This is a genomic window from Liquorilactobacillus uvarum DSM 19971 (assembly GCF_001434935.1).
GTDB lineage: Bacteria > Bacillota > Bacilli > Lactobacillales > Lactobacillaceae > Liquorilactobacillus > Liquorilactobacillus uvarum.
In genome coordinates this window covers 97,852-114,427 of record NZ_AZEG01000008.1, presented here as the reverse complement: position 1 = coordinate 114,427, position 16,576 = coordinate 97,852, and the positions used below count along the sequence as shown (strand labels likewise).

Genomic DNA, 16,576 nt, shown 5'->3' with positions numbered 1-16,576 from the left:
AATTATGGCACAACTGTTCAGAAATTTATGTACCAAATACTAGGATAGGAGCATAATAACTGCCCTTCCTTTGTATAATATAGCGATAAGTATATCATAATTGTAATTAAAATATAATCTTCTTATCATACCACTATTACACATATGTAGATCAATTTGTAATGCCCTTTTTGGAGATCTGTAAGCATCCAATTTAGCTTCTGTGTAACTGTTAAAGTAAGATTTATGATACAATAATTACTTTTTTGAAAAAATGATAAAAACTTTTATGCGTGAAAATGAGTGTGCATATAATCTTAAAACACTTAAAAAAAATACATATTTTAAAAGTTATGCTTATTTTGATATTTGCATTTTATTCGATTATAGTTTACATTGTAAACATAGATTATATTGTAAACAAAGGAGAAAAAATGACATTAGCTATTAAATTGAGCCAAATCTATAAAAGTTTTAACAAGCACCCCATTTTAAATGGTGTAAATTTAGAAGTTCAGCAAGGTGAAATTATCGGTCTGTTAGGTCCTAATGGAGCGGGAAAGTCAACGTTGATTAAAGTTATGACTGGTCTAACAAATCCAGATTCTGGTGAGGTATGGCTATTAAATAACACATTATCTAAAAATAAACATCGATTAAGGAAGTACTTAGGCATAGCCCCGCAAGAATTAGGTATCTACCCACATTTAACAGTTAAACAAAATCTGCAGAGTTTTGGAGCGCTTAATGGTTTATCCACTAAACAGATTAAAGAAAAATATTTGCAAGTAATAGGAATTTTTAAATTAAAAAAATGCGAAAATCAAAAGGCAGTAAATCTGAGTGGTGGTCAAAAGCGCAGGCTTCATTCCGGTATCGCGTTAATGAGTCAAGCAAAGATTATTTTTCTTGATGAACCAACTGTAGGCGCGGACGTTGATTCGCGTAACCAGATCATTTGCGCCGTTAAATCACTTAGTAAACAAGGAGTTACAATTATTTATACAACGCATTATCTGCAAGAAATGGAAGCTCTCAATGCAAGAATTGTTTTTTTAAATCAAGGTATAGTTCAAACTACAGGAAGCTTGGAAAGGATTCTTCAGAAGTTTGCTCGACCATCACTGGAACTTTACTTTAATAACCAACTACCTGATTTGAAGGGCTGGGAAAGAGAAAATGATCATTTGAAGTTAATCAATTTAGAAAATAATCGAACCTATGTTGATTACTTGCAAGAAGCTCTTAATGATCCAGAAATTAAAAAAAATCAATTAACTAATGTTAAAATTTTGAAATCAAATTTAGAATCGGCTTATCATACGTTATTAGAAAAGAAGATTACCGGTGAGAATTAAACAAATATTAGCTGTTATTAAATTAAATACTCGTTTGCAATTATCCGAACCTACTGTACAATTTATTATGATTTTAATTCCCCTGATTATGGCTCCATTTATGTTACCTGCGGCTAAAAATCAATTAGTTGCAGAAGGTTATTTAGCTGCTAATGGATCTGAACAAGTCATTCCAGGTTTGGCGATTTTATTTTCATTTTTTTCGATTCAATTAATTATTCAAATGTTTTTTGATGAAACAAAATGGAATACTTGGGATCGCCAACAAATTTCAGCAACTTCATTAACTGAAATTATTACGGGAAAAGTGTTTGTATCCTATTTAATTCAATTGTTCCAGCTTACTGCAGTGATTTTGATCAGCAGTTTATTATTTAAGTTCTGTATCAATGGCAGCTGGAGTGCCTTTATCATTGTCATCATATCTTTTGCCGCAACACTGACTTTTTTTGGCATCTTACTAGTCAGCTGGACAAAATCTGCATCGATAGCGCTGGCTTTATCAAATTTTCTCGGCATTTTAATGGCTGGCTTGGGTGGAAGTTTATCGCCAGTTAGCACATTTCCTAATTGGGCAAAAGCTTTAGCGAAAATTGACCCCGCGTATTGGGGACTCACGGCTATTAAAAAAATTAGTCTTGACCAGGGGAATTTCAATACTGTTAGCCATTGTTTAATAGTACTTTGGAGTATGACGATAATTTTTTGTCTAGTGTCCCTGCTTGGTTTTTATCATCGACCGTTGAAAGAAGGAAATAATTAACATGAAACCTGTTAAGCCAACAAAGGAAACTTTAAGTCGAACTTACATCTTACAAATTGCACTTGATTTACTCGATCAAATAAGCCTTCAAAAGTTTACCATGCGCAAATTAGGACAAAAAATGAAAGTTTCACCGATGGCTGTTTATCGTTATTTTCCAAACCAAGGAGCACTTTTTGACGGAGTAGTCGAATTGATTTGGAAAAAAGCGTTGGTTTTCAAACCCAGCAAAGTGAACGATAGCTGGCAAGCACAGGTAATTACCTTGATGTCCCAATTACGACAAACTTTACTAGAGCATCCGCATATACTGCCTTTGATCTCAACCCACCCAATAGTAACTAAGTCAGAATTTATGCTAATAGAAAAAATTTTGACTAAGTTAAAGACAAAAGGCATGGATATTCAACCAACAACAGTTTTTTTAATCAATTCATTGACTGTTTACACATTGGGGTTTGTTTGGGCTGAAGCGATTGAACCAGAAGACGGTGGGAAAGCAGATCCAAAAGTAATGAAAGAGTTACAGGATAATTCAGTCCTTTTAAGTGAGCTACTGCAAGCATTACAGACTGAACAATACACTGCTGATCAACAATTTTTGATGGGGCTTAAAGCTCTTTTGAATGGTTGGGAATAATGGAAGTCGGACTTTATAGAATGGTGATGCATATAAAAAAGCGTTCCTTTTCAGGGACGTTTTTTTATGTATTTAACTAATTGGTCTTTAGCCAGCCTTTCGCAGTATTGATCCATTCAGTAAAACTAGAGTGTTTTTCCAATTCAGACAGTGATAAGTTTATTGTACTATTCAAGCTTCCTCTTGCAGTGGATATTGTGTTAAATCGTTTAAGTGAAGCATTCAAGTAGACTTTTTCATTTTTATTAACTGTAAAGGAAGTCACAGCTCCAAGAACATATCAAATCGGTTGAGTAACTTGGTTGAAGGAAACCATCTTAGCTTCACTATGAAAAGTGCTTTGAATTTTTTATTATCAAACTTCACATCCCCGGCTATTGCAATCAAAATCGGGTGCTCGTTGACTAGCATTTATGTGCTTATTCGCGTTATCTATTATGGATAATTCATTAAAAACTTTATTTTAAGTAACCTATTATTTTTTGTATGGTAAGGGTTTTACTTTAACTGACACTATGTTCATATTATTTAGAAGCTGAAAACACACTATATCTATAATATCGTGTTAGTATTTAAATTTTTACTGACTTTTGAAACACATCCTGATTATTTAAACATCGGATTAATGCTTCCCAGCCCTACTAATTGATATCATAGGAAATCATCTCTTTTTCCCAATTCTTTGCCTCCTTTTTTACCAACTTAATGAAATTTTGAGTGGCAGGAGATAACCACTTGTTTCTATGATATACCATCTGTGTTCTAATTCTGTTTTCCTTTGTTAGAATGCAGGTTAGTTCGTGGTTCATCCATTCTTTTCTTACTGTAATTAATGGCAGAAATGAAGTACCTGATCCACAAATAATACATTGCTTTAAAGCTTCGATGCTCCAAAACTCAAGCGTTTCACTCGGAGTATAGGAATGTTTGTTCAATAATTCTTCAAAAAAATAACGATGATCGCACCCGCGACTAGTATATAAAATCACTTCGTTATCAGGAAGAAAGTCTTTCAATAGGTTTCCCGCTTTGGGGGACTGCTGATTTGATAATACAAGCGCCATTTTTTCAGTGACCAAAGGGATAGCAGTTAGTTCTTCGTTAGTGATTGATCTACCCATGAAAAAAGCAAGATCCAATTGACCTAGTTTCAGTTCTTCAAATATGTCTTCATCGGTCAACGGTTTGAGAACAATTTGAACTTGAGGAAAGTTTGCTTTGTAAGTACGAATAATTGGTGGAAGTCTATATGTTGTTAACGACTCAGATGCCCCAATCACGAGTGTTCCGCTGACTCCTTTATTGTTTGTAGATAATTGACTGGCCTTTTCTATTAACTCAATAATTTCATTAGTATAAACCAACAGCTGTTTCCCAGTTTCTGTAAGTACTATTTGACGCCCTAGCCTATCAAAAAGTGGTTTTCCTAACTCTTTCTCGATTTCCTGAATATGTCCAGTGACTGTAGATTGAGCATAATTCAGTTTAGCCGCGGCTTTCGTAAAACCGCCATTATTAACAATAGTTTGAAATGTTTTAAGTTGTCTGATTTCCATTAAAAAGTTCGCCTCCTAATTTATATAGTTCTATTAAACATCGTTTATTCCGATATATCAATTCGGAAACATCTATTTTACTGATAGATAATTTATTTTTATAATTATTTTATTGGTTACAAAAATATACGGACGAATATCTTTCGTCACATGAGAGGAAGTTGTTTAGCTATGGATAAAAAAACCTCATTTATTCAATTAAGCACGGCGATGATAATTTTTGGGACTATCGGTTTTTTTTCGCGCCTATCAGGTCTGCCTTCGATGGAACTTGTTTTTATTCGCTGTGTCAGCGCAGTGATCTTTTTGGCTATTTACTGGTTTTTTAGCGGATGGTATAAAAAAGAAATCTGGGCAATAAAAGAAACATCAATTGTTATAATTGGTGGAATACTACTTGTATTAAACTGGCTTTTATTTTTTTCTTCACTTGAACATACAGCAGTTACGATTGCAATTTCAATTTATAATCTTGCACCGATTATTGTTCTTTTAATTAGCTGGGTGTTTTTTAAGGCGCCAATTCAGAAGCTGGGATTGCTTTCTGTTGTGCTTGCATTTATAGGCTCCCTCTTTATCTCAGGAATCACACTAAAAGCAATGCAAAATGGCCAGTCCTTCGTTGGACCGCTAGATTCCATTGCTGCTGCATTTTTTTATGCTTTTGTTATTTTAACTGGAAAAAAGATCAAGCGGCTCAGCCCTTATGCTGTGACCTTAATACAAACCTTGACAGGAGTTGTCATGCTTTTTCCATTTGTTAATTACTCACTTTACACGGAACTAACATTGTCTGAGTGGTTTTACAGTATCCTTACAGGAGTTGTGCATACAGGAGTCGTTTATTTACTTTTTTACGGAGGGATCCGCCGACTCAAAGTGACAACTGTTTCTGCTCTTACTTACTTAGACCCTTTAGTTGCAATATTAATCGATGTATTTATAAGTGGATTTGTCCCTAGTTATCTTCAAGTCTTGGGAATTATAATTATTTTTGTAGCTCTTTCTTATACTTTGATTGATCATTGATATATCAGTTCTTAGAGTCATAATTTGTTGATATGCAAGAATAGTCTGTTTATTTAGGAGAATAATTGTTAAGTTTTTCAAAAACAAAGGGCAAACCTATAGAAATATTTATTTTTTGAATTAGCTTTTGGTAGTGGTTCCAATTTTTACAATACGATTCATATACAGTAAGAGTCTTGTAGGCTAATAAAGTAGTGAAGTAGGCTGTTAACTTTCCAAAGCTTTCCTCACCAAGTAAAATAAACTTGTAGAGATGTCGCTTAATACTATAAGTTGGTTAAGGGGGGAAATTAAAATGAAACGCTATCATTTTTGGGGGAGTATTTTATCAATTTTTGTCTTTATTTTTATATTAGCGGCCTGCAGCCTTTTACCAGAGAAACAGGTCCACTATCAGCGCTTTCGTAGCGGAACTGATACTCGATTGACATATTATGCGCGAAGAGACAAGGTTATGCGACAAGAAACGCAAAGTATAATTCTCTACTCTGCTTTAGGTGTCACTGACAAGGAAAGTGCACAGCAAATACTTGTTCCATTTTCAAAACGTTTCCAAGGAATTGATGGTTTGACCGAAAAAATCACTTATAAAAAAACATATGCTCAGGAGAAGTTAACAATAGACTATAGCAAAGTCGATATCGATAAGATTAGAAATCTTCCTGGTATGTATTATTCTTCCAATGCTAAAAATAATAATATTAGTTTGAAAAAGAGTGAAGAACTTCTGGAAAAAAACAGATTCGTTAAAATAACTGATGATAAATTTAAAAAATTTACTAAGAAAGAGTTAACGCAAAAACCTTATTCAATTAAAGACTTTAATAAAATCAAGCTTGCCTCCTCTAGTATTGACTCAGATGCCACAACTATTGCCGAACTAAGAAAACAACTTGGTAGACCCGATCGAACTCAAAAGACACAGACCGCCGGCGTGGAACGTAGTATGTATCTTTGGTATCTTTCTCAAAATAAGGCAGCGTATATATCTGTTTATGCAATCGGAGAACAAATCAGAACAAAGACCCTTAGCAGATATAGTGTCGCTGGAAAGAATATTTCGAGCACAGTTTTTGATTCTCTCGAAAATGGAACTGCTTATGATGCTGTAATTACGGTTTTAGGTGAACCCGCCAGAGTAACCGTGTTTTACAGTGGTACCAACTCTTACACAACGTTGATTTATCGCAATAGAACTACAAATAAAAATTACAGATTTTATTTTACTAACAATGAGCTTGTTTCGAAAAGTGAAAGTAATTAAATTAACTTTTTGGTTTTACTCATGATGCTTGGTTTAAGGGTCTTCCTCTATGTGCTGCGCATTTTATTTTTGTAGATCACAAGAAGAACCACCTACAAAAGATATTTAAACCCATTGTAGTCTTACTAGAATACTTTAAATATAAGCCGTCTCTTTTTGAGTTCGGTTTTTTTATATATTTTATCGACTCAACATACTGAACAAAGTATTGCACCAAACAACATAAATCATTTTTCTTTTTCTACAAACCGTCTAATTGCCCTTTTTACTTGGTCAGCATGTCCGTCAATAGTGTGACCCCCAGTTTCAAAAATGGCAGCTTCGGCTTTAACACGGATGAGTAAATTTTCTACGTTTTCATATTTTGCCATTGGATCGTCTTTTGCATGAATTACCAATATAGGTATTTCCAATCTCTCAATCGTATATTTTTCGTAATGCGACAGCATGTCCATATTTGTAATTTTAGTATCTGCTAAAATTCCCTGTTTGCGAGGCTTTACAGGGAGCATTGTTTTAAACAAGTCATTCTTGTTTACATCAGCTCCCATCATAGAGTTGAATATAAAACCAAAATATTTCGTAAAAAACCACATAAAAAAGTCATTGATTAGTAGTTTTGGCGGCCCCACTGTTCCGAGCGCTTTTACTTCATCTGTGTTTCTTTTTTTATCAGGTACACTTGATGATAAAAGAATCAACCCTTTTGACCTATCCGGGTACGTTAAAGCAAACTGGAACCCAGCAGCGCCACCAGCAGATGTTGCGAGTATGTATGCCTGTTTGATGCCCAATTCATCAAGTATTTCAATAAATACTTTTGCTTGGTTTTTCGGAGTTGGATTGTTAGGTAATTTCGATCCTGGGTAACCGAAACGTGAAATAGATACTTTTCTGTACTGTTCCCCTACTACTTGATTTAAGCTAGTGGAGCCCTGATCATATCCCCCAAAGATTCCGTGTGAAATAAGAATTACTTCACCTTTTCCTTCGTCGACATAAGACATTATTCCAAATTTTGTAGCCATAGTTTTTATATTATAGGATTCAAGTCTTTTATAAGCAGTTTTTATGTCCTTATGATATTGATGAACAATAATAATACCCAAAATAACGATTAATATAATTAAAATATATATCAATATTTTCTATACCTCCAATAGGCCTAGACTAGTAATTGCTAGTATGCCAATCATTTAAAAGAACATCCTCCATTAATGGCAATAAATTTGTATCATAAGCAAATAGTGCTGTCAAAAGGGCGTTCTTCTTTTCAGAAATGCATTATCGATCCTTTCAAAATTTACCTTTGGGTAATATTCTAACGCTGAAGGTGCTGATAAAAGAAGCAAGGAAACATCAGGTCCGATTTGTGAATGAAGGCTCTCAATTAACCTTCGCCCTATTCCATGGTGTTGATAAGTTTTATCAACAGCTAAATCCGATAGATAGCAAGCATAACTATAATCTGTTATTGCCCGAGCGATGCCAACAAGTTTTTGGTTATCCCATGCGGTCCAAAGAATATCAGCATTCTTGAGCATTAATTTTAATCGAGGTAAATCATCTACAGGACGATGAATACCTGAATTCTTAAAAATTTGTGCTAAATCAACAGCAGTTATTTCTTTTTTATTAGTATAACTAATCAAAAGTTTTCACCTCCAAGTATAAATAATTTATTTATTTCTAGTAATCATAGCGCTGAACGTTGAGTAAAACAATATGATTTTCAATGAACATTATTTGCTAAATCTTAAAAAATAAAAAGATACAAAGTAATGAAGTTCGAAAGTAGAACATACACCCAACACCACTCTAAAAAAATATTATATCTGTATATTTGCATTTAATAACATCAATTTCTTCAAGTGCTTTCATTGTAGTAAACAATTAGAAAAAAAGCGTAATAGCCCCATTGAGACAACTCCAATCACTACCACTAAAACCAGTGATCGTGTTAGCCAACCTAAAACAACTGCGGGTATGCTGGCTAAAAGAGCTAACAAATTAATTCCTGGAAGCTGGTTAGGATGAACGACAAAAAAGTTTTCTGCGAAGAGAGCTGTCATCATTGCTAAGGGTAAGTAACGTAAAAAGCGCAAAAGCCACTCGGGAAATTTGATAAATTTAGCAAAAATGAACGGGAATATTCGCGGAATCCAAGTAACAAGCGTACATAAAGTGATTACAGTATAAAATTTAGAAGAATTCATCTATGGGTTGCCCTCCTTCTTTTTAGTCAAGAAAGTAATGATAGCGCTCGCAGCAATAGAAGATGCCAATGTTGCCACTGCTGCAGAGGTAAGACATAGTAGAATCCACAATAGCCCAATTGTCAAAAGCACTGTTCCAATCAGCAAAAAACGAGACTGCTTATCTTGTTCCCACATAGCTCCAGCGGTAAGAACCCATAGACCGGCAAACATTGCGGTTAAAGCGAAGTCGAGCCCCCACTCCTTGGGATTAGTAAGTATTGTACCGAGCAATGATGATAATAAGCCGCTAATCCACCAAGCCATCCAGGAAGCTACATTTAAACCATGCATCCAACTGGCTGACGGATTTTTACCAGCTGCTTGTGCAAATGTCATAACACCGAAGGATTCATCAGTCATTAAGGTACCCATCGCTATCCCTGAAATGAAAGATTGTTTTGGAAAAAGCTGAGTTGCTGAAAGAGATTGTAAAAACATTCTGAAATTTACTAAAAAGACCATCAAAACAATTGAACTGGTAGAAGCTCCTGTTAGCAGCATGCTAACAACAATAAATTGTGCAGAACCAGCGTACAACACTGCAGAATATAAGAAAATCTGCCAAATCGAAAAACCTGCAGAACTGGCTACAACACCAAATGTGGTACTGATAGTAATATATCCAATTAAATTTGGAATTGCTGCACGAATTCCGTCCCCAAAACTTGAATATGCGGTTGCAGAATGAGATTTCATCTGGTCTTCTCCTTTTTTATAACAATCAATTTATATCACATAAATCAACTTTTTTACTTTTTAGCAATGGTTCGTTTGAAAAAATTCAACATTGCCAAGTTGGTCTCTTGACTTTCGGCCCATTCCCAATGTGTGACATTAAATACATGCTTCAAATGTGACCCTTGCGAATGTAACCATATCTTAGTTTGAAATCTGAGTTGGCTTTTTTTGAGAGCTTTTAAAAAAAGCTTCGTTTGCCACCAAAAGCTATCTTCTTCTCCTCCAATGACCATTATTGGTGGGAGGTCAATATTTTGGCATACTTGCGAAAAATCAATGGTGTCAGCAATTTCAGAGTCTTGGCCGATCATCAAGTCAAGCTGCAAATTGGCTGCTTGACTCATAATTCCCTTTCCTAAGGCTAGTTTGCTAGGTTCCATTACACCACAAACAACAGCCAGAGCATCAAAATTGAATTTAAGTGCCTCAACTTCATAAAGAGATTGCAACTGAAAATTTTTTTGAATACACAGTGTCAATCCAGCTAAATGTCCCCCCGCAGAATCGCCTACTAGTAGAACACGTGCGAGATCAAATCCCTTTTGTGGACCAAACTTTTCTAACCAATGCAGACTTTCAAAAATATCTTCTATTATTTTTTTGAGTCCAACCTGTGGAAGTAAGCGGTAGCTCATAGACATAACGGCATATCCTTGAGAAGCTAAAAAACGGCAATAATTGTCATTTAGATGACAATCACCATACATCCAACCACCACCATGAATATCTATAATGGTTGGTAGTTTTTCAGCACTTGAATTAGCAAGTGGAAAATACAGGTTAAGTTTTTGCAATGGATCTGCTTTACTAACATAAGAATAATTAGTTTGTGCAAAAGACCCGAGTGGCTTTTGCTGTCTGAGAATTCGTTTTTGGTCTTTTTTGGCAATCTCTTGCCAATTATGCATGAGTTGAACCAGCAGTGTATCACCTGCCACCATACAATCATCCCGTTTCATAATTATTAATCAAATCAAATATTAGTAAGTGTTAAATACATAAAAAACTAAATAATTGATACCATTATAACAAAAAAATCCTAGAAAATTTAATTATCTGTTATCTTTTTAAGTGTATGCTGCACAATTAAATGTTTCTTTCAAGCAACATATTTATGTGATAGAAATCAAGTTATTCAATACTAATTGTTTTAATAATAAATGTTTATTGACTCTAATAACTATTTACAATTTTTATTTTTAAATTTAAACCTTTGATCAGAACTTTTTTTGTTTTATGATATCATTATGATATCATAAAGATATATTTTGGCAAAGGAGAGGTTTAAATATTGTCGTGAAAATCGTTGGACTTGAGAGAGGTAAATATATTGGGGAATAATACTATTTAGAGCATTCTTTTTTATGATGAATCTTTGTTTTTTAAGAGTATAGTGAATTTAATTGTAGTTGTACTTGCCTTAATTATTACTTTTAGAGCTTTGGGGCATTTAGAATTATTAAAATAATGTTGAAACCAACTAAGAATCTCGTGATCTGGGGTGCTATTTTTGAGGAATCAATTTCTCAAGGTTTGTTTTTGTCAGGTTGGCTTGCATTTAATTTGTACGGAGATTCATCTCATAATCTCATAAACTGACTAAAGCATCGGTTTATTCCTCAGTTCTGAACAATTTTATATTTACTAAAAAACATTCACAGAGAACGTATTACAAGCTTCAACTATTGCTGGCGCTAGTCCGGATATCGTATGAGTATGTGCTAATTGAGGTGGTCTTAAAAAAGAGACGTGTTTTTTGTATATTATCCTTAAAACTAAATGAATATCGTTATATAAAAAATATCTCATATTCATTAGATTTTACCTAATAAGTATAAGACATTTAAATACAAAAAATTTGTGTTTTTTATTGTTTATAATGTTTCAATATACGATTTAGCATTTATTGATGCATGACGACCTGAGTTAACGTTGTGCGCGCATGCGGAACCACCCAAAGTAATGGTATATACATTACGATACTGCATTGCACTGTCCATTCCCGAGATGTAAAGGCCATTAATTCTTTCAAAATCGTCATCAATTACTTCGAATTTTTGATTTGAGCCAACTCCGCCAATGCCAATCAAATTTGAAGGATCTAGACGCGCAATATAAAATGGTCCCTCTTCAATTGGTATAATCATTTCGGCCTCTTTGGCAAATTCTTCATCTCGACCATTGTGTGCAAATTTATTATATTTCTTGATGGTTGCCACTAGATTCTTTTTAGGTACATCAATTTTTTGGGCAAGTTCCTCAATTGTAGCGGACTTATAGAGCGATTTTCCTTCATTTTTTTCAACTGCTTCGGCTAAAACAGCTTTCGCATTTGAAACATTTTTAGTAATCTCATCGTAAATCTTTTGAGTGAAAATTTGGTATGTTACTTTAGTCGCTCCGATAGCCATTCGTTGATAAAGTAGATTATATTTTTTGACATTTTCATTGACGAAACGCTTACCATTTTGATTAATCCATACAACGGGACCACCCGACGGTAATGACATAAAACCATTAATTGGATCAATATAGAGATGAACACCTTCATGTGGTAGAGCCTGAATGTAGTTCATCATAAACTCCGGCGATTCTCTCAGCATGTCTTTCGCTCTCAAAGACATGGCTATTTGATATCCATCTCCCGTGTTACTTGGCATTGAGCAGTAGTGCAAATTTTTAGTTGGCCAACCTTGCTTCTCGATTAGTTCTGGATTGTGACCAACACCTCCAGTTGCTAATAATGTAGCTTTCGCATTAATCTTTATGATACCTTCTGCTGTTTGAGCATACACACCTTTAACTCTGTTTTCATCAAAAATTACGCTTTTGGCCGATGTTCCAAGGAGAAAATTGACCCCTAATTCATCGGCACGTTTTTTCATAAAAGGAACATACCCCTCAGAAGCAAATCCCCCCTTATACCAGTGAAAAGTAGGAAACATACAAGTTCCATGATAATCATCAACCTTACTCAGCTGAACACCTTGTTTCACCAACCAATCAATATTATCAGCAGAATTGTTGACTAAGTCCACCCAGAAGGAGCCATCAACACGATATTGTCCCATCTCCGCTTCTTTGGCAATTATTTTTTCTTTTTGAACATGAATTCCGGCTGACTTTTGCATCTTTGTATTAATTCCAAAGATACCTTCAACGCCACCACCATTTCCAGCAACAAAACTGTTTTTTTCAATAACAAGGGTGTTCATCCCATCTAACCCTGCTTGAACTGCCGCCGCTAATCCAGAGATTCCTGCGCCAATAATTAAGAAGTCAGTATTAATTTCCTTACTGACATTTTCTGGAATTTTCCGCCAAATAGAGTAAGCATCTTCACGTATGTCAACGTCTGGTTTCAAAGTATTAAGCTTTTCAGCAGTATTTTTACTAGTTTGAAAGTTATGGAAACTATTTATATCTCCGCCTGCTTGAAGTACAGTTTCTTGAACTGCATCCAGTAATCCCTGACGAGAATGGGAAGCACCTGAAATCGCATCAACTTCGAGTGTTTGATTCTCTATGATTTGCTTAGGTAAATGTGTGAAAACTGTCTCCTCTAAACCTCCAGGGATCATTTTCTTTTGAGGAGTGATTTTGATGATTTTATTATTCTCAATTTCAATTTCAAGCGGAATCGTCTCTCCCTCATATTCCTTAGCAATAACTCGATATTTTCCAGATTTTAATTCTGACATATTAAATACCTCCTAGGCATAAAAACAACTGGTAAGGATACATAAAACTCTTTCAGTCTTATATGGTTACGCTTTCAATAAGTATATTACCATTTTAAAACGTTTTATTCAATCAACTTGTGATTAACATCACATATATTTTGCAATAATTTATGGTTGTTTGGGTTCCTATTACTTTATTACTTGCACAAAAAATCGTATTTAATAATAAAATTTTTATGCTAAATAAAAAAATACTCCTTTGCAAGAGTAATAATTTGTAGATGTTCGATTAAAAATATCATTTTTTAGTTTTATGTGTTGGGTTTCTGCAAAAACATGCCAAGTACTGCTATCACAGCGTGTAACAAAGCCATTAGAACAAAACCGAGAGCGAAATTGGTAAAAGTTACCACAGCCCCTCCAATCAATGGACCAATTGCTCTGCCAAGCGAAGCAGCAGTTCCCCCGATAGATTGAATGGAAGCACGATTATAATCTGTGGCGAACCTATTAAGAAGAGCGGGAGTTGTTGTTAAAGCAAGCATATCTCCAATTGATAACAACGTAATCCCAAGAACAAAACGCCAATATGACTCTGCTTCAAAAATGCTGAGATAGGAAGCTCCAAATAGCAAAATTCCTATAAGCATCCTTATTTTTTCATTTTTAAAAGTGTTTCTAAAAAAACGGTTGAGTACAGGTTGGAAAAACACAATTTCGATTGTTGAGATTGTGAAAAGAAAACTATATTGCTGAACGGAATTGTTTTTAGAAAGCATGTAGACAGATATATTGCTGTTCCATTGCTCATATCCAATCCAAATGACAATTAAAATTAAGCAAAGTGTTGTTAGACTAAATAGATTTTTTCTACTTTTTTTAAATGGCGTTTGTTGATTCATTTCTTTCGGTTGATGTTGAATTTTAATATTTGGAATAAATACTAGTGTCATAACAAAAGTCATAAAAAAAAGCAAAAATGCTCCCAGAAACACCGACTTTATATTGATTGAAAAAAGTATACCAGATAAGAATGTAGAAACACCCATGCCTAAATTAGCTAACCAATAAGCTGTTGTAAAAAGATTACTGTCATTTTTTTGTCTATAGGCTATGTATCCATTAATGCTTGAGTTAAGAATACCTAGTCCTAAGCTATACAAAACAAGCAACAATACATAAAGCGGCCATGTAGGAAAAAATGTGAGCAAAAGCATGGATGGTATAACGATTCCTTCACCTAGAAAACTTGTTAATTTGGGATGCCAGCGATCAAATAATTGGGCACCCAAAAGATTGCCCACCACCATAAAAATAGAAAAAGCCATCAAAACATAGCTAGATGTAACAAGACTCTTTCCTAAATCTTGATGAATATATAAGGTTGTAATTGGCATTATTAGACCAATTCCCATATTAACAAACATACTGGCGGAAAGAAGTGAAATGTTTTTTTTCATGCTATAACTCCAAGCGTCAGCGGTAATAAGAATCTAAATATACTGTTAGAGACAAGTAAATTTTATCTGATCATGCAGGTAGATTTAGTTCTTATCTACTGGATTGATTTTATAATATAAACAAATTCAGATCTATTGAGTAGTGTGATTTGGATAACGGTTTGTTGATATAACTGCATTTTTTCCTAGAAACTTGTTTATTCAATAGATCGTTCAAACGCAAAAATTTTGAATTTAATAAACATTTCATTATTAGACAAAAAAGGTTGATTCAAAACTTGAAATCTGAGCCAGCCTTTTATTATAGATGTGTTGTGTTCCATAAGTCAAAATTCTGTCTAATTTTTGAGCTACACATAAGCAAAAAAGCACGAGATTCGTAATTTGCGTTAGTGCTCTAATTTTACTGACTTACGGCAATATTTCTTTGTCACCACTTATATTTTAGTAACTAATTATTTTATTATCGTTCTTAAATTAATTTGCTGTAATGTACCCTTGAGCCTTTAACAATTCAGCGCATAGAATTGCTCCACCTGCTGCTCCACGAGCTGTATTATGTGAAAGACCAACAAATTTCCAATCAAAAATCTTATCAGTCCGTAAGCGGCCAATCGAAATCCCCATACCGTTCTCAAAATTAACATCAAAACGAACTTGCGGTCGATCATCTTCTGTCAAATATTGAATGAATTGTGCAGGTGCACTGGGTAGTTTCAATTCTTGCGGCACACCACGGTAGTTTTCGAGTGCCTCGATCAATTCTTCTTTAGTTGGTTTTTGCTTGAAATTAACAAAAGCTGCCGCTGTATGACCATATAAAACAGCTACTCGCAAACATTGACTTGTAATTATTGGCGAAGTTGCAGGAATAATTTCCCTTTTTTGATCATCGACTTGACCCCAAATTTTCAAAGGTTCTTTTTCGGATTTCTCTTCCTCACCGCTAATAAAAGGAACGACATTATTTAAAATTTCGGGTGCATCTTTAAATGTCTTGCCCGCACCAGAGATCGCTTGATATGTTGTTGCCACTACTTGAGTTGGTTCAAATTTGCGCCACGCTGACAAAGCAGGAGCATAACTTTGAATCGAGCAATTAGGTTTTACCGCAATAAACCCTCGTGTGGTTCCCAGCCGCTCGCGTTGATATTTGATAATGCGAGTATGATCTGGGTTAATTTCTGGAACGATCATTGGTACGTCAGGTGTCCAACGATGGGCACTATTATTAGAAACGACCGGTACTTCAGCTTTTGCATATGTTTCTTCAATCTTTTTGATTTCATCTTTGGACATACTGACAGCCGAAAAAACAAAATCGACCTGCTTTGCAATTTGACTAACTTGATTTACGTCCAAAATAGTTAGCTCTCTAACAGCCGTTGGTACAGCTTCATCCATTTTCCAGCGTCCAGCAACAGCTTGTTCATAAGTCTTGCCAGCGCTCCGTGAACTAGCAGCGACTAAGACAACTTCAAACCATGGATGATCCGCTAATAATGTAATGTAACGTTGACCAACCATACCGGTTGCCCCTAAAATACCAACTCTTAATTTCTTACTCATTGTTTTGACCTCACTTTATTTTTATACTCCATATCAATTTTACTTATCGTAGTCATAAAAGGCATTTGTGAACTGGTACTGAAGATCAAGCATGATTAGTAAAAAGATATACAGCTGTGTTATTGATAAGGAAGACATACTTAAACTAGCCGTTCTCAAAATGAATTTTAATAACTTCGAGTGTTTGTTTCAAGACGCTTAGAAATTAATGGTAGTAACAACAAACTTATTTCCTTTGCAATTTATCATCAGTGCATGAAAGAACTCATTTAGTATACA

The 16,576-nt window shown here is 34.6% G+C and carries 14 protein-coding genes; 5 read left to right on the top strand and 9 right to left on the bottom strand.

Annotated elements, in window-relative coordinates; translation table 11 throughout:
- Positions 1-413: 413 nt before the first annotated feature.
- From FD20_RS05820 to FD20_RS05810, 3 genes are read left to right on the top strand one after another with little or no spacing between them, the layout of a single operon-like run.
- Positions 414-1,337 (top strand): ABC transporter ATP-binding protein, encoded by a 924-nt coding sequence (locus FD20_RS05820; RefSeq protein WP_057736639.1) that lies wholly within the window; start codon positions 414-416, stop codon positions 1,335-1,337.
- On the top strand, positions 1,327-2,100 hold the full coding sequence (locus FD20_RS05815) for an ABC transporter permease (protein WP_057736637.1): 774 nt from the start codon (positions 1,327-1,329) through the stop codon (positions 2,098-2,100). The genes FD20_RS05820 and FD20_RS05815 overlap by 11 nt, the downstream gene beginning before the upstream one ends.
- A gap of 1 nt (position 2,101) precedes the next feature.
- Positions 2,102-2,740, top strand: coding sequence for a TetR/AcrR family transcriptional regulator (locus FD20_RS05810; RefSeq protein WP_057736635.1), 639 nt, complete (start codon positions 2,102-2,104; stop codon positions 2,738-2,740).
- Positions 2,741-3,381: 641 nt separating this feature from the next.
- On the opposite strand, the gene FD20_RS05805 is transcribed toward FD20_RS05810, so the two are convergent.
- Positions 3,382-4,296, bottom strand: coding sequence for a LysR family transcriptional regulator (locus tag FD20_RS05805; protein WP_057736633.1), 915 nt, complete (start codon positions 4,294-4,296; stop codon positions 3,382-3,384).
- Between the two features lie 171 nt (positions 4,297-4,467).
- On the opposite strand from FD20_RS05805, the gene FD20_RS05800 reads away from it, so the two are divergent.
- Together FD20_RS05800 and FD20_RS05795 are read left to right on the top strand one after the other, a co-directional pair.
- Entirely contained in the window at positions 4,468-5,325 is an 858-nt protein-coding gene (locus FD20_RS05800) for a DMT family transporter (RefSeq protein WP_057736631.1), read from the top strand.
- A gap of 295 nt (positions 5,326-5,620) precedes the next feature.
- Positions 5,621-6,589, top strand: coding sequence for a DUF1307 domain-containing protein (locus FD20_RS05795; protein ID WP_057736629.1), 969 nt, complete (start codon positions 5,621-5,623; stop codon positions 6,587-6,589).
- A gap of 227 nt (positions 6,590-6,816) precedes the next feature.
- Here the strand turns inward: FD20_RS05795 and FD20_RS05790 are convergent, their stop codons facing one another.
- The 8 genes from FD20_RS05790 to asd all read right to left on the bottom strand — a co-directional run bounded on the left by FD20_RS05790 (position 6,817) and on the right by asd (position 16,297).
- Complete coding sequence (locus FD20_RS05790; RefSeq protein ID WP_057736628.1) at positions 6,817-7,731, bottom strand: alpha/beta fold hydrolase; 915 nt, start codon at positions 7,729-7,731, stop codon at positions 6,817-6,819.
- 111 nt (positions 7,732-7,842) lie between these two features.
- Positions 7,843-8,241 carry a GNAT family N-acetyltransferase gene (locus tag FD20_RS05785; protein ID WP_057736626.1) on the bottom strand — a complete coding sequence of 133 codons (399 nt, stop codon included), beginning with the start codon at positions 8,239-8,241 and terminating at the stop codon, positions 7,843-7,845.
- 225 nt (positions 8,242-8,466) lie between these two features.
- Positions 8,467-8,805 carry an AzlD domain-containing protein gene (locus FD20_RS05780; RefSeq protein WP_057736624.1) on the bottom strand — a complete coding sequence of 113 codons (339 nt, stop codon included), beginning with the start codon at positions 8,803-8,805 and terminating at the stop codon, positions 8,467-8,469.
- Positions 8,806-9,543, bottom strand: a complete 738-nt coding sequence (locus tag FD20_RS05775) for an AzlC family ABC transporter permease (protein ID WP_057736622.1) — start codon at positions 9,541-9,543, stop codon at positions 8,806-8,808.
- Between the two features lie 53 nt (positions 9,544-9,596).
- Complete coding sequence (locus FD20_RS05770) at positions 9,597-10,523, bottom strand: alpha/beta hydrolase (protein WP_162255625.1); 927 nt, start codon at positions 10,521-10,523, stop codon at positions 9,597-9,599.
- 936 nt (positions 10,524-11,459) lie between these two features.
- Positions 11,460-13,286: an FAD-dependent oxidoreductase gene (locus FD20_RS05765; protein WP_057736618.1), complete on the bottom strand. Its 1,827-nt coding sequence runs from the start codon at positions 13,284-13,286 to the stop codon at positions 11,460-11,462.
- A gap of 293 nt (positions 13,287-13,579) precedes the next feature.
- Positions 13,580-14,728, bottom strand: a complete 1,149-nt coding sequence (locus FD20_RS05760) for an MFS transporter (RefSeq protein WP_057736616.1) — start codon at positions 14,726-14,728, stop codon at positions 13,580-13,582.
- Between the two features lie 477 nt (positions 14,729-15,205).
- The gene (gene asd / locus FD20_RS05755) at positions 15,206-16,297 is read right to left on the bottom strand and encodes an aspartate-semialdehyde dehydrogenase (RefSeq protein WP_057736614.1); all 1,092 of its coding nucleotides are present in this window, start codon (positions 16,295-16,297) and stop codon (positions 15,206-15,208) included.
- Positions 16,298-16,576 lie beyond the last annotated feature (279 nt).